Origin of the sequence: Paenibacillus sp. FSL P4-0127 (assembly GCF_038007325.1) — a bacterium.
In the GTDB taxonomy this organism is placed as follows: domain Bacteria; phylum Bacillota; class Bacilli; order Paenibacillales; family Paenibacillaceae; genus Fontibacillus; species Fontibacillus macerans.
Genome location: NZ_JBBOWY010000001.1, coordinates 2,859,622 through 2,882,990 on the forward strand (window position 1 = coordinate 2,859,622; position 23,369 = coordinate 2,882,990).

The following is a 23,369-nucleotide window of genomic DNA, read 5'->3' on the forward strand; positions in this document are numbered from 1 at the left end:
TATGCGGAAAGAGGGACTTAAGAATGTTGAAGAAACTACGCAAATCCAGGTTGTATACGGGAAAAATGGGGCTAGCTTGGCTTTTGCTCGCACTGCTCCCGTTGGCTGGCTGCTCGACGGGTGTACCTTCGGCTGAGAAAGGGGGATTACAACTAGAGACTGGGGCTGAGGCACAGACCGAGACAAGCAAGGGGAGCGGGACGCAGAAAAAAAACGCACTTCAGACCGATCAAAACTTTATGCGGTTGGAGCAAAAATTTAACGCCAGGCTGGGCGTGTATGCCATCGATACCGGCACCAATCGCACGGTTGCTTACCGTGCCGATGAGCGGTTTGCTTATGCATCCACATTTAAAGCGTTGGCCGCAGGCGTATTGTTGCAGCAGAATTCGCTTGAAAAACTCGACGAGATCATTACATACACACAAGACGATCTGGTCAGTCATTCGCCAATCACCGAGCAGCATGTAGATACCGGGATGACCCTGGGAGAAATTTGCAAAGCGGCCATTCAATATAGCGACAACACCGCGGCGAATTTGTTGCTCACAAGTTTGGGCGGCCCCGAGGGTTTCGCAACCGCTTTGCAGCGGATCGGCGACGATCAAACCAAGCCGGCGCGATACGAAACTGAGTTGAACGAAGCCGTCCCGGGAGACATTCGTGACACCAGCACGCCGCGAGCCCTTGCCACAAGCCTTAAATCCTTTACGTTGGACGACACGCTCTCGCCCGAGAAGCGTTCAATCCTTACGGATTGGCTGATTGGAAACACCACCGGAGATCATTTGATCCGCGCGGGTGTACCCGTAGGCTGGAAGGTTGGAGATAAGTCCGGGGGCGGCTATTATGGAACGAGAAACGACATCGCTATCGTTTGGCCTCCGGGCAAAGATCCGCTTATCATCGCCATCCTGTCCAGCCGGGACACGCAGGACGCCGGCTATGACGACGCTTTAATTGCCGAGGCCGCCGAGGTCGTTGTTGGTGCCTTCCATGAATGACTTTTCGTATACTGTTGCGGCTAACGGCCGATAGGAGGTTATATGACCCCGCCGCAGCTTAAGCATAAACGTACTTCCCGCGTCCGTACTGCCGGCAAGCGTAAGGTCGCCGCCTTGGGCGCGGGCGAGCAGCCGGCTGTAGGTCAAGCCGAGGCCCAGCCCGCGCACTTTCCGCTTCTTGGCTTGCCCGCGGTAGAACTGCTCGAAGATGTGCGGCTGCTCCTCCGCCGGGATGCCGCCGCCGTTATCGCGGACGAGGATGTCCATGTATCTGTCGTGCGAAATCAGCCGGATACCGATGCGGAGCGGGCGTTCGTCCGCCGAGGCTTGCAGGGCGTTGTTCAGCAGATTCACCACGATTTGCTGAATCCGCAGGGCGTCCCCGAGAGCGACAAGCTCCTCCCCGCCGGGTTCAATCGCAACGGAGACCTGTTCCTCCTCATGGAGCAGCCCCCATTGATAGACGATTTCCTCTACGAGCAGCTTTACATTAAGCGGGCTGCTCTTCACTTCCAGGCTGCCGGAGGAAAGGGCGTTGTAGTTGAGCAGGTCGGCAACCATCCATTCCAGCCGTTCGGACTCCTTTAGGGCGATATCCAAAAATTCCTCGGCTTCCTCCCGGTTCACCACCCCTTCGCGCACCGCCAAAAGCAAACCTTTAATGGAGGTGACCGGGGTTTTCAACTCATGGGTTACTCCGGCCAGCTGCAGCGCCCGCCACGCTTCCAACTGCTTGAGGCGAAAGGCCATGTCCTTAAAGGAGCCGATCAGCTCCTGGATTTCGCGCTCCGGCGTGGCGATATCCAGGTTGACGTCGTATGAGCCGGCGGCGATCTGCCTGGCGCTTAGGGCGACGCGGCGAATCGGCCGCGACAGCTTGCGGGACAAAGCGTAAAGCGTGATCCACCCGCACAAAACGAGCGTCAGCAGCAGCAGAACGACCAAAACGATTTCGTTCGGGCTATAGGTCAGCGAGCGTTTGGATTGAAGCAAGGCGACCTGTCCCTTTTTTTCGCCGCCGCTCATGATCGGAGTCGTCACCGCCATAAACCGGCTGTCGCGCGATTCGGCCAGATCGTCCGTCAGCTTGTGTTTTAGATCTTCATCGCTGATTTTCGGCTTGGAGAACACGAGTTTCCCCTGATTATCGGTAATAATCAGACAAAGCTCGTCCTTGTCCAGATTGAAATAAACAAACCGGCTTTTCAGCAAATGCTCAAAATCGGGCGGAATGGCGATTTCTCCGCTTGGGGAGGTGACCCGTTCGGAAATTTCCTGACCGAGCAGTCCGGTCGTTTTCAGCCGGCTGTCCCTCGCCGTTTCCCGAATCCAATACACGGCGGCCACAGTGATAATGGCCAGACCCAGGCACAAGATGGCAAAATACCGCAGGGTCCAGTAAGACAGGATCGAGGTCTGCTTAGGCGCAGGTTTTATTCTTTGACCCATAATTGATACCCCATTCCCCGCAGCGTGCGGATTTCTCCGTCTTTCGCCGACCAGTGCGACAGCGCCTGGCGCAGCCGTTTAATCGACAGATCGACCGCCCGGTCGCTCCCGTCATAGTCCATCCCCCATACTTGCTCGATCAACTGTTCACGGGTAAAAGTCCGGTTGGGCCGCTCGGCCAGGAAAAGCAGCAAAGCCAACTCGCGGGGATTTAACGCGACCTCGGCTCCGTTGACCTGAATCTGCTTGGCGGCCAAATCGATATGCAGGTTGCCGTAAATTCTTGTACTGCGGTGGTCGTTCCAATGCGGCGGCCGGCGCAGTACGGCGTTGATCCGGGCGATGACCTCCTCCGGAACGAACGGCTTGACCATGTAATCGTCGGCCCCTCCGTTCAGGCCGTCGAGCCGGTCCGATATTCCGTCCCTCGCCGTCAGCATAATGACAGGGCAGGCGCTTTTTTTCCGGATCGCGGACAGCAGATCCATGCCGTCCGAGTCCGGCAGCATGAGATCCAGCAGAATCAAGTCCGGGGCCTTGCGGTCGAATTGCTCCATCGCCTCCGCACCGGTGGCCGCCCTGACGGGGAGGTGACCCGCTTTTTTCACGTATGCGGCGAGCACGCGCGAAATAGCTTCCTCGTCTTCGATAATCAGTATGGTTTTCACGGAACTCTCCTTTTTCTCGAAATCTCGTTGCTTACATCAATACCATATGCCGAGCCCGGCCGCAAGCATCGCCTAATGGGAATTTTCTCAAAAAATCCAATTTACGGAAAAAGGCGGCGTTCTGACATCATCCCGACACATTCGAATGGTAGGTTATGAGATAAATAGGGATAGGAGGTTTTACAATTTATGAGCAAAAAAACGAGAAACTGGATCATAGCGGGCGGGGCCGCTGCGGTGATATTGATAGGAACGGGCGGTTATATGTTTATGGACAACTACCTGGGCAACCGGGTGGAAATTGAGCAAGCTATTCCGGCCAGCGGCGCTGTGGCCGATGCTTCGGCAGACGGTGAAAAAACGGTCGTAACCGCCGAGCGGTTGAACGGGGAATGGAAGATTACCGACGCTTCCAAGGTTTATTTTTCTGTGACGACTTCGCGCGAGACCGTAAACTTTGAAAATGCCGCGGTTAGCGGAACATGGACGATTCAGCTGGACCAGCCCGAAGATATGAAGGCCGAGGGGGCTTTGGAGATGAGCGATGTGAACTCCGGGAACGGGCAGCGGGACGAGCATATCAAAACCGCCGACTTTTTTGATGTAGCGCAGTATCCCCAGGCAACATTTACCGCCGCCTCCTTTGAAGGACTGCCTGGCGAATGGGAGGAAGGGAAGGTTTACGATTTTAAGATGGCCGGAACGATGAACGTCAAAGGGATCGATAAAGAGGTTACATTCGACGGACAAGCGCTTTACCAGGATAATCAGGTGCGATTGTCCGGCACAACGACCGTGACCTTCGCCGATTTCGGCCTGCAAAATCCGCACAACGTCGTTTTGGATACGGAAAACGATATTTCCGTCCGGCTGGAGCTGGTGCTTGAGAAGTAAATTTTGGAATAAGATGAACATATTTGACAGGCGCTTTGAATAGGATCAATTGATTGTGGAAAATGATGCCGTACATTCGGCAGAGGAGTGATTGATCCTTATGGAGAACCGTTTTCCTGGTGAACCTCGTTCCGGAGGCGTGTCCATTCCCGAGCCCATTCGTCCGGACGGCAGCGGGGCGACGGACCCGGGTCCCCGGGATATTTCGCGGGACTTGGAAAATCCGGATATGCTGGTTCCTCCGGTCACGGACCAGGGGTTGATTCCCAATTTGAAATTTTCGTTTTCCGATACGCACATGCAATTGGATCACGGAGGCTGGTCGCGGGAAATCACGATACGCGAGCTTCCCGTCGCGACGACGCTGGCCGGCGTAAACATGAGACTGACGCCGGGCGGGGTGCGGGAGCTCCACTGGCATCAGCAGGCGGAATGGTCGTTTATGATCGACGGGAGAGCCCGGATCACGGCTGTGGATCAAGACGGGAGAAATTTTATCGCCGACGTTGGCGTGGGCGACCTCTGGTATTTTCCGCCCGGCATCCCCCATTCGATTCAAGGGTTGGAAGAGGGATGCGAATTTCTGCTCGTGTTTGACGACGGACATTTCTCCGACATGAATACGCTGTCGATTTCGGATTGGTTTGCGCATACGCCCAAAGAAGTGCTGGCGGCCAATTTCGGGGTTCCCCGCAAAGCGTTCGACCATATCCCGAAAGAGCAGGTATATATTTATCAAGGCCGGGTTCCCGGTCCGCTTGAAAGCCAAAAGATTACTTCACCTTACGGCGAAGTTCCGCTCAGTTTCACGCACCGCATGTTGGCCCAAAAGCCGCTGAAGACCCCGGGCGGAAGCGTCCGCATCGCCGATTCCTCCAACTTCCCCATATCGAAAACAGTTGCCGCCGCCCTGGTTGAAATCAAGCCCGGAGGCATGCGCGAGCTGCACTGGCACCCGAATAACGATGAGTGGCAATATTATTTGTCGGGCCAAGGCCGGATGACCGTTTTTGCCGGCCACGGAGCGGCCCGCACGTTTAACGTCCGGGCGGGAGATGTAGGTTATGTGCCGTTTGCCTTCGGGCATTACATCCAAAATACGGGCGACAAAAGCATCTGGTTTTTGGAAATGTTCAAAAGCGACCGGTTTGCGGACATCTCCTTAAATCAGTGGATGGCTTTAACTCCCAGAGAGCTGGTGCAGAGCAACCTGCATGCCGGCCCCGTGCTGATGGATGCGCTGCGCAAGGAAAAGTGGCCGGTGGTGAAATATTAGCGGTTTCGCTCGTATTTCAATACTTCTTCGACATCGGCCATCTGGACCACCAGTTGCAGGATGTCCTCGGCATTTTCGTGCCTTTCGGCGATGCTGGAGAGAAGGATGCCGATGATTTTGACCGATGCATGATCGGGGTTGTCCGGCGCTTTCCTCTCCTCCGGCGGCACTTTGGGAAGCACTAAATCCTCCAGCAGGACGGACACGCCGGGAAGGTCGCCAAAATCCTCGGGTTCAAACGGTTCAAACGGGCCGGAAACAGGTATGTATATGGTTTGCGTCCAATCGAGCTCCCCGGGCCGGGCTCGGACCACAAGCTGCAGGGGACGGGGCGCGTCATCGTAAAAATCGCAAAAAGCCGCGATCCGCATCCGTTACATTCCCCCATTTCCTTTAATTTGGCGCTCCAGTTGGGAAAGCACCCTTTGGGTTTCGCTCGACCATCCTGGAGCCGCTTGCTTTTGCCGCCGATTCGCGGCCTGGGCCGCCGCAATTAGACTGCCGTGCAGCACCCGCCGCTGGATTTGATCCAGCCGCTGCTCGGCTAGTGTAAGCGGGACCTGAAATTGCTCGGCAATATAGGGAATCGCTTCGCCGCGATGGTCCGGCACGGGCAGCTTGGCGAACATGTAAAACGGCACGGCGGCATACAGCACGAACTGCTCGGCTTCGCTTTCCTGGGCGTTTTTGAACAACGCGGTCATACGGCGCTGATCCCCGGCATGCCGGAGCACATGGCACAACTCATGAAAAAAGATAACCCGGGCTTCCGCCGCATCCTTGTATTTGTTGAGAAAAATCACTTTCTCCTCGTTATCGGAAAAGGATGGGCAAGATTCATACACCAGCGTCACGCCAAAAGCTTCGGCCACCCGCTCAATGTCGAGATCCGCCGGGCTCGCAATCCCATGGTTCAGGCATTTCGTATTAATCCACTGCTCCAGAAGGGTCTCATGATAATAGGCGAATAACATCCAAAAACCACCTCAAATAAGAATATATGTTCGGTTTGGGGTCCAAAATAAGGGCCCCGCAATCAGGGCCGTAACGTGCATTATGTAAAAACCGGATGTTGATCGGCATTCCTCTTGATTACTTCGGTTCATCTCCGCCCAGCAGCTTCTTTTTCTGCTCACGGTATGCTTTTAAGGCAGCTTCCATCATGGCGATTTCATCGGCCGTATACGCTTCGGGACCGCCAAAAAAAGACATATTGCTCCCTTTCTCCCCGGAAGGGGACGGGTCCTGCGTACGGCCCAGCAAATAGTCGGCGTTCGTATCCAGGGCGTCGACGATCTTCCGCAGCGATTCGGGATCGGGCTTGCGGTCGTTCGTCTCGTATCTGGACAGCTGCGCGACCGACATTTCCGCTTTGGCAGCCAGGTCTTTTTGCGTGAGGTTATTTTGTTCTCTTAAGGATTTGATCCGCTCGCCTAGCGTTTGCATACTTACTCCTCATTTGCCGTTTAGTCCAGTATATCATGAATTGACAAATTGGTAAATAAGAAAAGATAAATTTGGATGGATTGATGGTTGACAAAATGAACAACGTCCTGCGTTTTAACTTAAATGTACTTCATGCCCCTTTTACCCTGTTCGACAGCAATTTAAAAGAAACGATGCAAATGGGCCAAATCAGCTTATTTTGGAAGGTATACCTGTAGAAACTTTTTTTGCTATGTGCTCGTCTAATTAATAAATGGAAAAATTAAGGCGATTGCAAAATTGCCGAAGTGGCAATTTAATGTGTTGACATTACCAATATGGTAATTTATAATCAGGATACAACTTACCAAAATGGTAAAAATGAGGAGGGCAATTGAATGGGAAGGAGGAAATTTGAAGGAGACGGCTTGACAGAACAAGGAGAAGTCCCGTAATTCATGCTTGGCATATGAAACCTGTAATGGACAAGCAATGCTGTCTAGTGTTACCGAAATGGCATCAATTTAGAACCCGTTTTTATAGATCCGAGAACCGCGGCATTCATTTTAGCATAATGGACAGGAGGGCTTCTAATGGGAAGAAGACGGATTCATGTATATACTACTTTTTTTAGTGCGCTGCCGGTCAATGAGGCGGCCACCCGGTTGGCGGTGGAAAAACGGTTGGAGGAAGTGAGGCAGTTCCGCCAAATTGGAATGATCCGGCAGGAGGCGATGATTACCCCTGGATACGAACCCCGGTACCATGGCGTCACCAACCAGGTCAGCAAACCGACCGAGCATCTGGCGATCCGCAATGCCGACAAGGAGGCGGAGCTGATCCGGAAATCGGAACTGCTCGACATGGCGATGGAGAAATTGTCGGCGGATCAGCGGGAAGTGATCGAACGCAGCTATCTCAGCCCGGAAGGGGAGTACGATTTCATCAGCTGCGGGGAAATGGGCATCTCCGACCGGACCTACCGCCGCATCAAAGCCAGCGCCATCCGCATCTTGGCGGCGGCGATGAGGCTTGAGGTGTATGAGGAGCAGGAAGAGACAAAAGCGAAAAAAACGAAACACGAGGTCGGCTGACGCCGGCCTTTTTGCATATTGTGGGGAGGGGGAGGGCTCAACCTGGAATCCGGTGCTTGACAGCCGGCTGCCGGATCGGCCGAGCGTGGGCTGACAGTCGGCTGACCGTGGCTGGCTGTGAGCTGGCCGTTGGCTCAACCGTTGGCCTTCAAAAATAACGGCACTTTATGCACTAGCGTTGCAAGAACACTAACATCAATTTTCAGCAAAACCCACATTTGGATTATTGAAACTATAAATGGATTTTTTTACAGTCATTTTTTAAGCTTAAGACCAAAAAGCCAAGGTTACCTAATGCGTAGGTCGCGATGTCCCATTAAATGTATATAATGGATATTATTCCTTGAACTTGCTTGGCTTAATTATCCCAACCATTGTGCGCACCGATAACGCTTTGGGACCTGACCCCGGACGTCTCCCCGGACTACTTCGACTGGGTTTCCGATCCAGTTCGGTTCGAAAGGATCGCCATGAACGGTACAAATACTCGCGGAGAATCCGGAGCACTTGCCAGTTTGTTTTTGCCGTTTGGGTGCTGTGCCGGATGTGCTCCACGAGCAAGGCAGTAATTAAAGCCAAGAATAACTGGTTCCAAATAGCCTGTGGTTTATGACTGTGCAGCTTCTTCAATCGCAAATGTTGCTTCAGCCATTTAAAATACAACTCGATGAGCCAGCGATTTTTGTAGATCTGCGCGATTTCTTCAGCGGTCTTATCCCATACCGATGTAAAAATACGATAAGTCCGTTCCTGCTCGTCATAAAACTCCACCAAACGAACGGAATGTTCCATGGATCGGAAGGAACTGCCCACGCAAACCTTGGCGTCCCGCGTGATGTTCGAGCCTTCCGGAACAGGATACTCCTCAATGACGGTGGCAAGCGCGCGATCTCGCATACGGATCACAAACTGGATGTTGTCCTGGACCCATTGATCCATCCGGGCATAATCATCATAACCGCGATCCATCACATAAATCGCATCCGAGGGGACGACCAGTTCAACGGCCCCCGCACGATCCCCTACATTGAGCGAACTGGGGATCATGGCATCAGGAAATAGCTTGTCGGGAGCTGTAACAACGAGGCGCAGATGCATCTTGACGCCGCTACTCTTATTTGACATCTTGGCCCAACTTCCAAGTTGAAGCGGCAGTCGAATGCTGGAAGAATCAATGATGTGCAATTTCCCGCTCTGGCCCTGGTGGCAAGCACGTTGCTGTGTTTGTGATGCCAGATGCTGAAACATCCACTCCAACAGCTCCGTTGGGATCTGATCGAGTTTTCGGGATAATTGCGAGCCGCTGATACTCTCCAACTGTAGAAGCTGCTGAAGTTTCGGCTCAGCACGAAGTGCAATTTCCATTTCACCGTAAGATGACCATTGTTTCAACTGAGCATTGATGAAGAGCATGATCGCTTTCATCGTGGTAAGTTTCTTGGTGTAATGGTCGAAGAGTAAACGTTGATGCACATCGATGGGCAGTAAGGAAATCAGTTGACGAATGACCGTTTTAGCTTTAACGTTATCCATGGTTGGTCTCCTTTTGTAGAGAGTTATGGACAACGTACCTACCTCTTTACAATAGGAGATTTTTTATGCTTTTTCCATGAAAAATGATCATAATTACCCATATTTAACTAATATTTGATTATTCGCGTTAGGTTTTATGCAACGCTAGTGCACTTTATGTACTTATATTCCGGAACCTAGCACGTTCATCTCCATTAGCGACATTTTATGTACTTATTTTCCTAAGAATGGTTCAGAAGACGGGTATATTGGCAGCGACGAGGGAAAATAACGACCTAAATTGCCTCTATTTCTTTCAAATGGACGGATATCGGAGGAATAGCGGCATTTTATGTACTTATTTTTTTACACAGGCACTAGCGTTGCATTAAATCTACATTTTCTAGCCACACCAATATTCTAACGGTTGCCACAAGCGTTATTTGTGCCAAAAACGTTGATTTCAAATTGTAACGGTTGCCATAGCCCTTATTTCACTGAAATCCGGCTATTTTGGCTTAGATTCAAGCAAATAACGACGCTTACAACCGTTAGAAATTAGAAAAGGTCTTTTTTCGGAAAATAGCCGCTACTACAACCGTTAAATTTCCGGGTAGCTTTTTTTGGGAAGTCTTTAGCAAAAGTTAATGCAACGCTAGTGTTACACAGGAGTTTTTACGTGGAGTTTCTCAGGCGGCCTGATTTTGTAAAGGGTTTTGCCGACACTATACCTTTCCTGTGAACGCTTTTCATACACTTGTCCGTTAGCTGTCCGGTGAATGTCCTCCGGTTGTCCGCCGCTTGTCCGGCACATGTCCGGCACATGTCCGGCACATGTCCGTTCGCTTGGGTTTATCCGTGGTAAATTGGTAGTGTGGAAATCAGGGACACCTGATCTGATCCTACTATAAACTTTGCGAAAGCCGCTGAGCCATCAGCGGTTTTTGTTTTGGAAGGAAGGATGCGTGTGCGGAAAAAGAGCAATAGCCCGCCGGTAAAGGCTTCGGCGCAAGTCTGGGCTCAGCCGGAACGCTGCCGGGGCTGCATTTGGGGACGTTTTGAAGGAACCAGACAGTTTTGCAGCCTTCCGCGCTGCGTGATCAATGAGTTTCACCTGGAAAGGAGGTGAGTATCATTGCTGGAGATGCGATAGGCGTGATTCGCGGCAAACTGCTGGAAGCCGTGCCGGAGTTGAAGGAAGTGTACGATTCGCCGCCACCGGCCCAGGCGGAAAGCGCATTGCCTTTTGCGGTTGTGCGGCCGGTCGGCGGGGACAGCGCGGACAGTGCGAACAGTACAGACAGTACGGACAGTGCTTGGAAAGGGCTCAGGCTCTTAAATGAGGTCGATCTCTATGTATCCGCAGCTGTCCCGGAGGAAATGGACCGGCTGGGCGAACTTGTCGTTAATGCGCTTGATAAGCAGTTGCTTGAGGCGGAAAGCGGAGAGCTTTGGGCCGGTTTGTATTTGGGAATCTTGGGCTCGGAGGGGGACGACCTTGACGAAGAACGCGGGGCGGCAAAGCGCGGGATGCAGATCGCGCTGATATCGCCGCAGCCTGTCTCGCAGTCGGTGCAGATCACCGGCGATTCGTGGCTTACGGCGTTAGCCGACTGGACGAAACGGACGCTTGGCCCGGAGTGGGCAGCGTTTTGCGGCGCTTGGCCGCCTGGCCATGCAAGGCCCGCGGTGCTGTGGCAAATGATCGACATGGACGTGCGGACGCTCAGTCCGTCATCCTTTGAGATCGAAAAGCGGATGACCGCGTTTTTCCGGGCGGAGAATGCCGATCAGGAGCACGCGGGTATGCTGAAGCTTCTTGAAGCGTTAGGCGCTGCGGTGAAAATCCCGCTGGACCGCGCGGAGCGGACGTTCCTGCGCATCGGCGAGCCAAAGGTGAGCGTGCCGACGGCCGGATTGGGGACTGTGGCGGCGGGTCCGCTGACCGTTTCGCTCATCCGGCGTACCGCCAAACCGGTGGAGGAAGCGCCGCTCATGCAATACGTTCATTATCAATCCAATATGAGGTGAGGCAAGTGGCAGGGAAAAAAGGAACGGCGGCCACGAAGGCAACTCAGACGAGGGCAGTTCAGGAAACTGCCGCTGCGAAGGTCGCGGAAGATCCAGCAGCGAAGGCCGCGGAAGATGCAGCAGCGAAGGCCGCGGAAGATGCAGCAACAGAAAAAGCTTATCCGCTTCATGAGCTGATGGCGGTGTCCGAAACGCTGCTGGGGGTTAAGCCGGAGGTGCTGGCCGGTGCTGTGGCAGGGGCCAGAGCCGGGGTCGGAGATGGGGCCGGCAAAGAGATGATGCAAGTAGAGATGCAAGTGGAGGAAGCCAAGCGGCTGGTCAAACAATTTTTGGGGAAGAGGGTGCTTTAAATATGGCAGGAGGAACATGGAGTTTAACGGATCAACCGGTTTTGCCGGGACTGTATATGAATTTTGTGAGCGCGGCGGGGACCGCGATTGGGTCGGGAGCGCGCGGCGTAGTCGTCGCTCCGGTCAAAGCCCACTGGGGGCCGATGGGACAATTCACGGAGGTGGCGAACGAAGCGGCGATCCGGGAGCTGTTCGGGAATGACGACTCCGATGGCGCAACCGCGCTGACGACGCTGTATCTCGCACTGTTGGGCGGGCCGAAAAAGCTGCTCGCCTACCGGATCGCCGCCAGCACGGCGGCAGAGGCATCGCTGACGCTGAACAATGGGGAAGGCGCCGCTTCGCTTTTGCTCAAGGCCAAGTACCCGGGCAAACGCGGCAACAGCTTCAAGGTTACGGTTCAACCGAGCCTGTCGGTTTCCGGCAGTAAGGAATTGAAGCTGTATGAAGGTTCGACGCTGCTGCGGACGTTCCCGCTGGGCAGCGGATCGGCCGAGCTTGCGGCGGCCGCGATCAACGCGGACAAGGCCAACCTCTGGATTACGGCGGAGGCGGCTGGCGAAGGTACGTTGGCCGATGTGTCCGGCGCGGCTTTGACCGGCGGAGAAAGCGGCATTTCCGGCGTCACGAACGCCGATTACGTGGCGGCTATCGCCGCTTTTGAAACCCAGGACTTCCACGTACTGACGCTCGACGGTGTTTCCGACCCGGCACTGCGCACCAGCATCGTGGCTTGGGTGAAACGCGTCCGCGAAGAGGGCAAAGGTATCATCGCGGTGCTGGGCGGTTCGGCGGCCGACGATACCGGAGCCGACGCGGTGAGCAAAGCGATCGCCCGCAGCGCCGTTATCGATTACGAGGGCATCGTCAACGTCGGCACCGGCGCGGTTCTGAACGGCAAAGAGTACAGCTCCGCACAGATCGCCGCTTGGGTTGCCGGGCTGATCGCCGGCCAGTCGCTGAAGGAATCGACGACGTATGCGGCTTCGCCTTTCGACGATGTTACGCGGCGCTGGACCCGCTCTGAGCAAGAGCAGGCGGTGCAGGGCGGCGTCTTCCTGCTCGTCCACGACGGCCGCAGGGTGAAGGTGCTGCGCGGCGTGAACAGCTTGATTTCACCGCGCCAAGGCCAGAACAAAGGCTGGAAAAAAATCCGCAAAATCCGCGTCATCGACCAGATCAACGCCGATTTGCAGCGCACCGCCGAGGATTATTATATCGGCAAGGTGAACAACACCGAGGAAGGCCGGCTGGCCCTGATCGGCGCCGGGAAGCAGTATTTGCAGACGTTGGCCGCAGAGAGCGTCATTGAGGCGACGGGTTTTGACGTCACGCTTGATCCGCGTTTTTACGGCAGCGCGCCGCAATTTGTCCCTGAGGACGATCAGGTTTTCCTGGCGTGGAAAGCGGACGACACCGACGTGATGGAACAAATTTTCGGCACGTTTTACGTGCAATAATTTTTGAGGGGAGAGCTTATCTATGGCACAATTTCTTGATCCCGGCCGCGTGATTATGGGCACGTACGGGCAAATTTTTATCGAAGGCCAATGGCAGTCGAATTTGAATCATCTGGAGGCCAACGTCGAAGCGGAGAAAAAGGAACTGAATCTCGTTGGCACCGACTATACCGTTTACAAGCTGGGGCGCAAAAAAGGGACCGGCACGATGAGCGGCTACAAAGTAACGTCCGATATGATCGCGCGGGGATTTCAGAAGTTTTCGATCATCCATAAGCTGGACGACCCGGAGGCTTACGGCTTCGAGCGGGTTCAGTTGAACAACTGCATGGTGGACAAAATCCAACTGGCCAACTGGACGGCCGGCGAAGAAGTGACTGAGGAAACGCCGTTTACGTTCGAGTCGTACGAGCTGCTGGACCCGATTGTGGCGTCTTAATTTGGGGCTTATTAGACCAGTAACGAAAAAGAAGGAGGAACCAGTTTGAGTCAGGACGGGCTGTTGAATGAGCAGGAAATTTTGGACGGTCTTTTTGAGACGGCGGCGAATTTGCCGGAGGAGACCGTTTTTATCGGGCGGTTGGGTTTAAGGGTCACGCTGCGCGGTCTCACGTCCAGCAAGGTGGACGCGATCCGGGAGCGGTGCACGATCCGCAAGACGACGAAAGGCCAGGTCACGGAAAAAATCGACAGCGAGCTGTTTAACGCCGCATTGATCAAGGAAGCGACCGCCTCGCTGGAAGTGGTTAAGAAGCGGGAGAACGGCGGGGAAGCGCAAAGTTTGAAGTTGAGCGGCTGGGGCGACGACCGCCTGATCAGCCGGCTGAAGCTGTCCGGCGGGGAAGAGGCGGTGCGCCGTCTGCTGCTGGCCGGGGAACTGGACGCCGTCGGCGATAAAGTGCTGGAGATTTCCGGCTTTGGGGTCGACATCGATGATCTAAAAAACTGATCGGCTCCGGCGGCACGACGACGCTGCTGTTCCATTTGTGGACACGGCATCATCTGCGCCCCGGGGAATACTGGTCGCTCCCCAAAGGAGAGCGTCTGCTGCTTAGAGCGTTTGCGGAGCGGGAGCTGGAGCTGGAGATGATGCAATGAGCGTCTCCCGGCTCCCGGTTTTCCCGCTTCCGGGCGGGCAGGCGTAGTACGGAGAAAGGAGGTGACGAATGGCCGACAAAGAGATCTATGAGCTCGAGATCGAGATCGAAAACCGCGACGTAGACAAAACGCAAAAAAAGCTGCGTTCCCTGGACAAGCTGCTGCAGCAAACCCAGCGCCGCGCCGGGCTTTTGGGCAAAACGCGAATCAAACCCGCCGTCACGCTGGACGACCGCTTTTCTTCCGCCGCCCGTAAAATCGGCGACACGCTGACGCGGCTGCACCGCACCACGGTCAAACCGGTCGTCCAGCTCGACGACCGCGCGTCCAAAGCGGCCGTGAAGCTTTACGCCACGCTTGCGGCGCTCAGCGCCCCCCGTTGGCGCGTATCAGTCGCCGGAGTCGACTGGGAGACCGCGGTTGGGGATTCTTTTACGAAATGGATAAGCTCCGACGGCAAAAGCACGATGCAGCGCATCTCCTCGTCGATCGCTAGCGCGCTTGGCGGTGGATTGAAGGATGTTATGATGCAGGCGCTGGGGTTGGGGGATGCGGTAAAGGCAAGCGGGGCAGGCAATCCTGCTGCTGCTGAAAGTCCCGTAGACAAGCCCAATTTGGCGGCAAACCCGGCAGAAGGAAGCAAGGCATCCACAACATCCGGGGCCGATGATAAAAGCGGGAGGATTTTGAAAGCAGCCGGTGAATTTTCTAACAGTGTTGGCTTGCTTTTGGCTAAGGATTTTGCTAAGGAATGGATACAAAAAGGGTATAAAAAAATCACCGGCAAAAAAGACGACCCTAAAAACGGGAAATGTACCTGCATATGTATTTGTAAATGCGGTAGCGGCGGGAGAAATTCCGGTGGAAGGAACACCGGCGGGGGAAGGGGTGCCAATGCCCAAGGAAGTAGAGGAAGAAGAGTCAGAGGCAATAGTCAAACCGGGACCAGATCAAGAGTGAGCTTTGGGAACAGAACGGGTAGAATCGGCGGTTCTGCCGGAAGAAAAACTTTTGGGAAAGGAGCTGCGGCGGGTCTGGGCCTAAGCATGTTAATGAATACGGGCATCGATCTACTCACCGAAAATGGTCCCAGTTTGCTGGAAGGCGCCAAGAACCTGGCTGGAAAAGGGATCTCTTCCATAAAGAAAGGAGCTTCCCGGCTGGGAGAAAACGGCTCAAAGTTCATTAATACGGGAAAAAATTGGATCGTTGAAAAAGGCCCGAAGCTCATGGATAAGGGGAAAAGCTTGATCGGCGGTAAGGTGCCTAAATTGATGGATGTAGGAAAGAGCTTAATTGGCGGGAATGGACTATCATCGCTCATGAAGGGTGCAGGCTGGCTTGGAAAAGGGGCGAAGTTCATCGGCAAAAACTTGCCCGGTCCTTTAGGGCTTGTGGGAGATGCAGCTGCCATTGCAACTGCGGGTTCGAAGAAGAATCGCTTTAAAGCGACGGGTTCGGCAGTCTTATCGACGGCAGGAGGCGTGGTTGGAGGAATGATCGGTTCCGTTATTCCGGGGGCAGGTACGGTTATCGGCGCAACGCTAGGATCGATCGCCGGCGATTATTTGGGGAATAAAGTCGGAGGATTTTTGCACGATACATTTTTCTCCAAGAAAAATAAAGCTTCGTCAAGTACGAGCAAAGCGATGAACACTCCGGCAGCTTCCTTATCACAAATCGCCTCAAATCAGGCTACGTCTCCACAAACTGCTTCAATTCCTGATACTAACGGGCTTAGAGCCTACAGACGTTTCGGAAATGGGCGGAATGAAGGGGTGCAAAAACAAAGCTCCACGCCGTTTCAAATCAACGTCTCCTTATCCCAAGGCGCCCTCAGCCTCACCGTCAACAAAGACGAGATCAATTACGACGAACTTGCCAAGGCGGCGGGCTGGAAAATCGCCAATGAGGTCAGGTTCGCCATGCAAAATCTGAAGTAAGGGGGCGATGAGGAAGATGGAAATCCATTTGAAAGACGGAGCGGGCAATGACTTTTATTTTCCGGTGAATCCGGACGAAATTAGGATTTCCCGGAACAAGGCGCTGGAGACGGTCAATATTTTGTCGCTGGGGGAATACGATTTTCCGGCTGGAGAGAAGGTGAAGGAGATCGCCTTCTCTTCTTTTTTTCCGGCGGTCTATGATCCGGGATACTGCAATTATGAAAAGCTCCCCGACCCGCAAGAGGCGATGAATCAGTTGACCACGATGATGAATAGCAAGTCGCCAGTGCGGCTGATTATTTCCGGTACGGCGGTGAACGTGCTTGTTACGATTGCGGCACATAACAGCAGCTTTAAAGGCGGGGAGCCGGGTGACGTGTACTTCGACCTGACCGCCCGGACTTGGCGGGAAATGAAGGTTCATACGGCAGCTTCGGCGGGGGCTTCGGCCAAAAAGTCGACCCGTCCAGATACGAAAAAGCCGGCGAAAACCTACGTCGTCAAATCCGGCGACACGCTGTCCAAAATCGCTAAACTGGAGCTCGGCGACAGCTCGAAGTGGCAGCAGATTTACAAAGCGAATCAGAAAACGATCGGCAAGGACCCGAACAAAATCAAGCCCGGTCAAAAGCTGGTGATGCCGCAGTGAGTTACGAAGTGGTGCTGCAGAACAAATATTATTTGCGCGAACTGGTGGAAGGGATTTCGCTGAAGGATTCGCTGGACCAGATTTCTTACCAGGGGACGATACAGCTGAAAATTCCTGCGTCTTTTCCCGGCATTGAACCGGGGCAGGAAATCCGCATCAGCGGAGTGCCGTTTAACGGGGACGGCGGCGTTTCAGGTGCTGGCGGCAAAAGCATGGTGCATCTGCTCCACCCCGGCGTCGTTTGGGAATGCTCAAGCTCGATCAAGCAGACAAAGCATATGACGGTGACGGTGTACGATCGAACGATTTATTTGGCGAAATCGGAGGATGAGTGCCTTTTTCCGGCCGGAGGAACGGCCAGTCAACGCCTGCGAAAATACGCTGCGGACTGGAACATCAAGCTCGATTCGGTCCCCGACACGAAAACGAAACTGAAAAAAGCCGTCTACCGGCCGCAGACGCTTTACAGCATGATCATGTCCGATCTTAAAGAGACGGTTAAGGCTGGAGGCAACATGTACATTCCGCGGATGACGCCTGCCGGACTTACGCTTTTTCAAGTCGGCAGCAACAAAACGGTCTGGGTGCTTGAGCAGTTGGAGGAAGCGACGCAAAACCGCACGCTGGAAGGCTCGGTCACAAGGGTGAAGGTTATCGGGACCGAGGATCAGAAGGAAAATGCGCCATCCAAAGTGCTGGCCGTAGCGGATGGGGAGACCGCCAAATACGGCGTGCTGCAGCGGATTGTTCAGGACGAAAACGTCAAAACCGCCAGCGCTGCCAAAAAATTCGCCGAATCCATGCTGATGGGTCTGGGACAGACCTTTAGCGTTACTTGTGTGGATCTGAATACGGTTCGCGCCGGGGATAAGGTGAATTTTAACGGATTGAATCTGATCGTGACGTCGGTCTCCCATGAGTTAGGCGAACCTGGTCATATGACGCTGGAGCTGGCGACGGAGGCCGACGTGAAAAGGAGGTATTTTCTTGACAACTGATCCATATGCGGCATTGGCTGTTTCGCTGCGGGAAAATGCTGCAAGGAAAGCAGCGGAAGCTTTGGCGGGCGTTTCGGCCGAACTGGGGACCATTACGAGGTCGGGGCTGAAGCTGGACAACTTTAAGCATGAAATCCAGGATTATTTGGTCGCGGAATTTCCGGGGACGTTGAAGCTGCCTGAGTTAGCGCTAACCGGGGAGGCTGGCTGGCTGGATGACGAAAGAGAACGCATCGTGGAAGTACAGCAAGGTGAGTTCTCTTTTGAACCCTCGGAAACCGCGGGAGTGGCGTTGACCTTGCGGTACCAGCCAGGCGACCGGGTGCTGGCGCTGCCGATTAACGGCGGGAATGATGCGATCGTCATTTGCAGGGTGGTGAGCGGGAATGGCTAATCTTTTTCCGGAAGCGGTGGTGGATGCGTGGTCCTCTACCGAGGAAGAAACGCCGGAAACGACGAATGATGAGGTGGCTTTTGGGCGAAGCTGGCGATTTGATTTTGAGGCCGGGGAGTTCGTAATGACGCCCACGCGCAAAATAGCCCGGGCCGACGACACCGCCGCCTGGGTGGTGTGGTGTGAAAAAGCGATCCGCACGCCCCGCTACCGGCATCTGATCTACTCGCGGTCGTACGGGCAGGAATTCGAAGAGCTGATCGGTAAAGGCTACAGCCGCGCCGTCCAGGAAAGCGAGATCGAGCGGATCGCGACGGAGACGCTGATGGTGGATCCCCGCACTTTAAGCGTGGGGGATTTTTCTTTTTCGTGGCAGGACGATGGATGCCGGTTTAGCTGCCGGGTGAGAAATGTCCGGGAGGAAGAGATGATCGCGGAAGGGAGTGTGACATGATGGCGGAGCTGCCGCTTTATTTGCAGGATCAAACGGAAGAACAAATTATGCAGCGGATGCTGGCCCGGGTGCCTTCGGATATCGATAAATCCGAGGGTTCTTTTATTTGGGACGCCGAAGCCCCGGCGGCTTTTATGCTGGCGGAGGCGGCGGCTTGGGCCCGTCAGGTGCTGGAGCGCGGGTTTGCAAGCACGACGTACGGAGAGTACCTCGATTTGCGGGCCGCGGAGCATGGGATAACCCGGCGGCCGGCTGTGGCGGCGACGGGCATGGTCAGGTTTACCGGGACGCCCGGGAGAACGGTTCCGGCGGGAACGATCGTGGCGACGCCGGCCGACGAGGTTACGGCGGAAGCGTCGATCGAATACGAGACGACGGCGGCGGTAACCCTGGATGAAAACGGTGGGGGAAGTGCCACGATTCGGGCTGTTGTGGCCGGGCAAGCGGGCAACGTGCCGGCGGGCGTGATCGAGATTATCGCGACTCCGGTGAGCGGCGTCACGGCGGTGACAAACCCGGAAGAGACCCGGGGCGGCGCCGATACCGAATCGGATGAGCTGCTGCTGGAGCGTTTTTATTCCCAGGTGCGAAACCAGGGAACGAGCGGCAACAAAGCGCAGTATATGAAATGGGCCGGAGAGGTGCCCGGTGTCGGCGGGGTGCAGGTGGAGCCGTTGTGGAAGGGGCCCGGAACGGTAGGGATTTATTTGCTGGACACGGAAAAGCGGGCGGCCAATGAGGAAATTGTGGCGGCAGCGCAGGCCTACATCGATCCGACCCAGGATGGACAGGGAGAAGGCATGGCGCCGGCAGGCCCGATCGTCACGGTAATGGCGGCCGAAGAGGTGCCGATCGACATCCGCGTGAAGCTTACGTTAGCGAGCGGGGCGACGCTGGCCGAGGTGCGGAAGCGGATCGAAGACGGCGTGCGCGCGTATTTGAAGCAGCTGGCTTTTGCCGATCCGTTGGTGCGCTTTACCCGGATTGCGGCGATTCTGCTGGATATTCCGCCGATCATCGACTACGCCGAGTTGACGGTGAACGGGAACGCGGACACCAATTTGGAAATTTACCCGGGACAGGTTGCAGTGCTGGGGATGGTGGAAGTGTATGAGTGAGCTTATGCTGACGAACATGAGGAGCATGGGTGAACCTTTGCTGGCGGATAAGAGTGGAGCTTTACCGAGAAGTGCGGGCGAACCTTGGCCGGCAAGTACAAGTAAACTTTTACTTACGAGTTCGCGGGGGCGCGAAATGTTTTCCTATTTGCCGAGTTATTACGAAAACTCCCGGGTCATGCAGGCGGATATGAATGCCAAAGGCGTTGAGCTGGATCGGCTGTTCGAGGCATTAGACGAAACGCTGGAGCAGTTTTTTGTGCGGACAGCCACTTGGGGTCTCGACCGCTGGGAAAGCGAGCTTGGCATCGCAACCGATCCCGGCAAGCCGCTCGACCAGCGCCGGGCCGTTGTTGAGTCCAAGCTGCGTGGTAGCGGGAAATTCTCGGGGCGGCTGGTGAAGAGTGTGGCGGAGGCGTATTACGGCGGGACGGTGGATGTTTTTTTTCAGCCCAGTGAATGGAGCTTTACGGTGAAGTTTGTGGATAGTGCAGGGATTCCGCCGAACCTGAACGATCTTATAGCCGTTATCGGTGAACTTAAACCGGCGCATTTGGCATTGAAGTTTGAATTTTCTTATTTGCTGATTCGCGACATTCACGAGGTGTTGACTCTTAACCAGATGGAGCAAATCTCATTAAACCAATTTGCAGGAGGTGATCCGGTTGGCCAGTAATACACCTAATCTCAACCTACTCAAAAAAGACCCGGCAACCGATGGAAACGATACGTTTAACATCCAAACGATGCTAAATGACAACTGGGATAAAATTGATGCGGCAGTGGGGGAAGTTCGAGAACAACTGCAGGACATCGATATCCCCGATGCTTCCCTCACAGAGAAGGGCATCACCCAGCTCTCCAGCGCCACGGACAGCACGGCAGAGGATCGGGCGGCAACGCCGAAGGCGGTCAAATCAGCGTACGATGCAGCAACAGCGGCGCAGATAACGGCTAATGCTGCGGGTACTGGTCTATCCGCGCACGCCAGCAATACAACCGTACACATTACGGCGGGAGAAAGAGCAGCATGGAATGCGGCAGAGAGTAATGCTAGAAACGCAAGCGTGCCGAGGGCCACTCGCCTTATTGGCGACCTGAACAGCATTACAGAAGATGGCTTCTACGATGGCTCTAGCATGGCTAATGCTCCAAGTACGGAATGGTATTATGTTGAGCACATGTCGCATTCACAAGACCCCGGGAATTGGCGGCTTCAAAGGGCGACGAATTTCTACAATGGCGTTACGTATTGGAGGCAGTTACGGGCCGGAACATGGACAAATTGGCAGATATGGGGTGGTGGAGTGAAAAGAATAACGAGATATGTGACAAATCTTAGAAGCAATACTACGAACGATTATGGTCAAGTCACGGTAACAATCCCGGCAGTAGATGTTAATAAAACATCGATAAATTTGACGGGGTTTTATACAAAAAATCATACAGCAGACGACACATCACCAGACCGGAAGACTCCGGCAGTCTACCTTTCCGATGCAACAACGATCATCGTGAGAACTTCGTCCAAGATAGTAACTGGTACCTACGGTCGTGAAATTGAAGTCTACTTCGAAGTAATCGAATACAACTGACGGGAGGGTTAATACAATGGCATATATCCAAGTCAATACTAATGGTTTCGTTTATGTAATCAGTGACAGCCAAACTGTACCCGATGGCGACAATATTTTTGAAGTTGATAAGTACGACTTCTCGCTATTAGGCAAGCGTCGCCTTGCAGACGGTACATTTGAGGACGTGTCGCGACCCGACAAGCTGCTACAGAAGGGTGGTATACATGATCAGAATGTGTAAGTCGAAAGGATGTATAGAGGTAGTTGAGTTTGCTGATATGGAACAGCCAACGAATTAGGAAATTGTTCGTTTTACCGAATTGCCGGTCATCGTTGTTTATGATTCAGGTGGCAGCGTCTAGGACGGGCTTATCAAAAACGGAACAGGGGCATCCTAGTTAATTTGGGGCAATTCATTTATAAAGACAGATCCGGGAACATCGTTGTTTGTGACCATGAACATCTCATAGAAAAATACGAAGAAAATTACAAAATCAAGCGAACCAGAAAAATAACCAAAAGGGGGAGCGTCGCAAAGGTGCTTTTTAGATTGTTTTAAAAATTTTCAGCGGAGCTACGCAATTCTATAATCGCAATAAAAACTGCTCCATACGCGTTCTATCTGCTTTGAATGTACTTAATAGATGTTTTTCTTAGCCTTCGGAGCCGATCCGAAGGCCATTTTTTTATCGAGAGAGGGTGAGGGTAATGGATATAACAGCAATCACGGCGATTACATCGGTCCTGGCCGCGCTGAGCGGAATTGCTTTAGGGTGGGCGGGGCGCGCAAAGGCGATGCGGCAGGAGGCTGAAGAGGCGGCGGAGCTTGAGGCGGTACAGCGCGCCGATGTGGAATACATCAAGCGTGGCGTGGACGATATGAAAATCGAACAAAAGCTGCAGGGGCAGCGGTTCGAGGCGTTTTCCGAGCGGCTGACGCGGGTCGAGGAATCGACCAAGCAGGCGCACAAGCGGATCGACCGCTTGGAAGAATAGATTGTATCAAGGAGGTGATAGTTTTGGATGTTACTAAATATAATATAGAGCGCCGATACATTGCCAAGCGATCCAACGTAAGACCCGGCACAAGGCTGAAGACGGGGACGCCGGAATTTTTTGTAGCGCATGATACCGGCAATCCCGGGGCGACGGCGGACAATCACTTTAACTATTTTAACTCGCAGACCGACCGCTCGGCCTCGGCCCACGTTTTTATTGATGATACGAAAATTTTGGAGATCATTCCAACCGGCATCGGTTCCGATCCGGCGGAGAAGGCCTGGCATGTGCGGTATGATGTGACCACCGACAACGACGCTTTCGGCTATGACGCCAATGACGCCGCGCTGGGCATTGAACTGTGTTACGGCGGAAAAATCAACTTTACCGAAGCTTACAATAGATACGTTTGGTATTTGGCTTTATGCTGCGACAAGTGGAACAAAAATCCTTACACCTTTATTCCTACTCACAAACAGCTGGATCCGGCGCGGCGAAGCGATTGTGAGCAGGCCTTGGCCAGCGGCGGCAAAACTTTAAAAAACTTGCTGGATGACGTAGCCGCTGAAATCAAGTCCACCCGATCCGCTGGTTCGAATCCGAACACCAATACGAACGGAAGTTTCACCCCATTGCCGGCCTCGATTGCGCAAGCGCTGATCGACAACTACGTATCCCCGGCATGGTTTGCGTCCCAACGGAAAAACGACGAAGCCGGCAAAACCCATTTTCATAACCTGGCGAACAATCTGCGTTTCGCTGCCGGAATCCCGCTTGCCAACGATGCGGCCGCCAAACCGCTCACCCGGCTTCCCAAAAGCAACGCCCAGGAAATCATTTTTCGCTGGCTCTCCCCCGCTTGGTTTAAAGCGAAAGCCGAAGGAAACGACCCGCGGGCTCAGCATTTTCACAATTTGGCGAATTACCTGCGGCGGGCGGCGGGAATTCCCGAGGAATAAGAAAGGAGGCGATA

Annotated in this window: 26 protein-coding genes; 20 read left to right on the forward strand and 6 right to left on the reverse strand. The window is 54.0% G+C overall.

Translation table 11 applies throughout. The annotated features are described in order from the left end of the window. The first annotated feature begins 26 nt into the window (after positions 1 to 26). On the forward strand, positions 27 to 1,004 hold the full coding sequence (bla, locus tag NYE74_RS12820; protein WP_412761720.1) for a class A beta-lactamase: 978 nt from the start codon (positions 27 to 29) through the stop codon (positions 1,002 to 1,004). Here the strand turns inward: bla and NYE74_RS12825 are convergent. Continuing rightward, entirely contained in the window at positions 957 to 2,453 is a 1,497-nt protein-coding gene (locus tag NYE74_RS12825; RefSeq protein WP_326044310.1) for a HAMP domain-containing sensor histidine kinase, read from the reverse strand. The two genes, bla and NYE74_RS12825, sit on opposite strands and share 48 nt — an antisense overlap. Then, positions 2,438 to 3,121 (reverse strand): response regulator transcription factor, encoded by a 684-nt coding sequence (locus NYE74_RS12830; protein ID WP_326044309.1) that lies wholly within the window; start codon positions 3,119 to 3,121, stop codon positions 2,438 to 2,440. Before NYE74_RS12830 ends, NYE74_RS12825 begins: the two co-directional genes overlap by 16 nt. 189 nt (positions 3,122 to 3,310) lie before the next feature. Between NYE74_RS12830 and NYE74_RS12835 the strand changes: the two genes are divergently transcribed. Together NYE74_RS12835 and NYE74_RS12840 are read left to right on the forward strand one after the other, a co-directional pair. After that, entirely contained in the window at positions 3,311 to 4,015 is a 705-nt protein-coding gene (locus NYE74_RS12835; RefSeq protein WP_326044308.1) for a YceI family protein, read from the forward strand. Positions 4,016 to 4,115: 100 nt separating this feature from the next. After that, positions 4,116 to 5,291: an oxalate decarboxylase family bicupin gene (locus tag NYE74_RS12840; protein ID WP_124332536.1), complete on the forward strand. Its 1,176-nt coding sequence runs from the start codon at positions 4,116 to 4,118 to the stop codon at positions 5,289 to 5,291. Here NYE74_RS12840 and NYE74_RS12845 read toward each other — a convergent pair. The 3 genes from NYE74_RS12845 to NYE74_RS12855 form a co-directional block, all read right to left on the reverse strand. Beyond that, entirely contained in the window at positions 5,288 to 5,662 is a 375-nt protein-coding gene (locus tag NYE74_RS12845; RefSeq protein WP_326044307.1) for a hypothetical protein, read from the reverse strand. The genes NYE74_RS12840 and NYE74_RS12845 overlap by 4 nt on opposite strands. Before the next feature lie 3 nt (positions 5,663 to 5,665). Beyond that, entirely contained in the window at positions 5,666 to 6,265 is a 600-nt protein-coding gene (locus NYE74_RS12850; RefSeq protein ID WP_155620920.1) for an ImmA/IrrE family metallo-endopeptidase, read from the reverse strand. A 118-nt stretch (positions 6,266 to 6,383) separates the two neighbouring features. Further along, positions 6,384 to 6,737, reverse strand: coding sequence for a helix-turn-helix domain-containing protein (locus NYE74_RS12855; protein ID WP_036620908.1), 354 nt, complete (start codon positions 6,735 to 6,737; stop codon positions 6,384 to 6,386). A 572-nt stretch (positions 6,738 to 7,309) separates the two neighbouring features. Here NYE74_RS12855 and NYE74_RS12860 point away from each other — a divergent pair. Beyond that, on the forward strand, positions 7,310 to 7,810 hold the full coding sequence (locus NYE74_RS12860) for an ArpU family phage packaging/lysis transcriptional regulator (RefSeq protein ID WP_341004841.1): 501 nt from the start codon (positions 7,310 to 7,312) through the stop codon (positions 7,808 to 7,810). A 336-nt stretch (positions 7,811 to 8,146) separates the two neighbouring features. Here NYE74_RS12860 and NYE74_RS12865 read toward each other — a convergent pair whose 3' ends face one another. Further along, entirely contained in the window at positions 8,147 to 9,343 is a 1,197-nt protein-coding gene (locus NYE74_RS12865; protein WP_115311341.1) for an IS4 family transposase, read from the reverse strand. Between the two features lie 1,134 nt (positions 9,344 to 10,477). On the opposite strand from NYE74_RS12865, the gene NYE74_RS12870 reads away from it, so the two are divergent. The 16 genes from NYE74_RS12870 (at position 10,478) to NYE74_RS12945 (ending at position 23,355) form a co-directional block, all read left to right on the forward strand. Continuing rightward, complete coding sequence (locus NYE74_RS12870) at positions 10,478 to 11,353, forward strand: hypothetical protein (RefSeq protein WP_051985336.1); 876 nt, start codon at positions 10,478 to 10,480, stop codon at positions 11,351 to 11,353. A gap of 5 nt (positions 11,354 to 11,358) precedes the next feature. Beyond that, the gene (locus tag NYE74_RS12875; RefSeq protein ID WP_124332534.1) at positions 11,359 to 11,703 is read left to right on the forward strand and encodes a hypothetical protein; all 345 of its coding nucleotides are present in this window, start codon (positions 11,359 to 11,361) and stop codon (positions 11,701 to 11,703) included. Positions 11,704 to 11,705: 2 nt separating this feature from the next. Beyond that, complete coding sequence (locus tag NYE74_RS12880; protein WP_036620915.1) at positions 11,706 to 13,163, forward strand: phage tail sheath family protein; 1,458 nt, start codon at positions 11,706 to 11,708, stop codon at positions 13,161 to 13,163. Between the two features lie 22 nt (positions 13,164 to 13,185). Further along, positions 13,186 to 13,602, forward strand: coding sequence for a phage tail tube protein (locus tag NYE74_RS12885; RefSeq protein ID WP_251595850.1), 417 nt, complete (start codon positions 13,186 to 13,188; stop codon positions 13,600 to 13,602). Between the two features lie 45 nt (positions 13,603 to 13,647). Then, positions 13,648 to 14,112, forward strand: a complete 465-nt coding sequence (locus NYE74_RS12890; protein ID WP_036620919.1) for a phage tail assembly chaperone — start codon at positions 13,648 to 13,650, stop codon at positions 14,110 to 14,112. Positions 14,113 to 14,329: 217 nt separating this feature from the next. Further along, entirely contained in the window at positions 14,330 to 16,204 is a 1,875-nt protein-coding gene (locus NYE74_RS12895) for a hypothetical protein (protein WP_326044392.1), read from the forward strand. 16 nt (positions 16,205 to 16,220) lie between these two features. Then, positions 16,221 to 16,856: a LysM peptidoglycan-binding domain-containing protein gene (locus NYE74_RS12900; RefSeq protein ID WP_326044391.1), complete on the forward strand. Its 636-nt coding sequence runs from the start codon at positions 16,221 to 16,223 to the stop codon at positions 16,854 to 16,856. Further along, positions 16,853 to 17,854 carry an XkdQ/YqbQ family protein gene (locus NYE74_RS12905; RefSeq protein WP_326044390.1) on the forward strand — a complete coding sequence of 334 codons (1,002 nt, stop codon included), beginning with the start codon at positions 16,853 to 16,855 and terminating at the stop codon, positions 17,852 to 17,854. Before NYE74_RS12900 ends, NYE74_RS12905 begins: the two co-directional genes overlap by 4 nt. Further along, positions 17,844 to 18,248 (forward strand): hypothetical protein, encoded by a 405-nt coding sequence (locus NYE74_RS12910; RefSeq protein WP_251595846.1) that lies wholly within the window; start codon positions 17,844 to 17,846, stop codon positions 18,246 to 18,248. The genes NYE74_RS12905 and NYE74_RS12910 overlap by 11 nt, the downstream gene beginning before the upstream one ends. Continuing rightward, entirely contained in the window at positions 18,241 to 18,702 is a 462-nt protein-coding gene (locus NYE74_RS12915; protein ID WP_326044389.1) for a DUF2634 domain-containing protein, read from the forward strand. The genes NYE74_RS12910 and NYE74_RS12915 overlap by 8 nt, the downstream gene beginning before the upstream one ends. After that, entirely contained in the window at positions 18,702 to 19,820 is a 1,119-nt protein-coding gene (locus NYE74_RS12920) for a baseplate J/gp47 family protein (RefSeq protein ID WP_326044388.1), read from the forward strand. Before NYE74_RS12915 ends, NYE74_RS12920 begins: the two co-directional genes overlap by 1 nt. A 136-nt stretch (positions 19,821 to 19,956) precedes the next feature. Further along, positions 19,957 to 20,496 (forward strand): YmfQ family protein, encoded by a 540-nt coding sequence (locus NYE74_RS12925; RefSeq protein ID WP_326044396.1) that lies wholly within the window; start codon positions 19,957 to 19,959, stop codon positions 20,494 to 20,496. Beyond that, entirely contained in the window at positions 20,486 to 21,415 is a 930-nt protein-coding gene (locus NYE74_RS12930; protein WP_326044387.1) for a pyocin knob domain-containing protein, read from the forward strand. Before NYE74_RS12925 ends, NYE74_RS12930 begins: the two co-directional genes overlap by 11 nt. 16 nt (positions 21,416 to 21,431) lie before the next feature. Beyond that, the gene (locus tag NYE74_RS12935; RefSeq protein WP_326044386.1) at positions 21,432 to 21,638 is read left to right on the forward strand and encodes a hypothetical protein; all 207 of its coding nucleotides are present in this window, start codon (positions 21,432 to 21,434) and stop codon (positions 21,636 to 21,638) included. A 467-nt stretch (positions 21,639 to 22,105) separates the two neighbouring features. Next, positions 22,106 to 22,393: a hypothetical protein gene (locus NYE74_RS12940; RefSeq protein WP_128634718.1), complete on the forward strand. Its 288-nt coding sequence runs from the start codon at positions 22,106 to 22,108 to the stop codon at positions 22,391 to 22,393. 14 nt (positions 22,394 to 22,407) lie between these two features. Next, positions 22,408 to 23,355 (forward strand): peptidoglycan recognition protein family protein, encoded by a 948-nt coding sequence (locus NYE74_RS12945; protein WP_326044385.1) that lies wholly within the window; start codon positions 22,408 to 22,410, stop codon positions 23,353 to 23,355. The last annotated feature ends 14 nt before the right edge of the window (positions 23,356 to 23,369 follow it).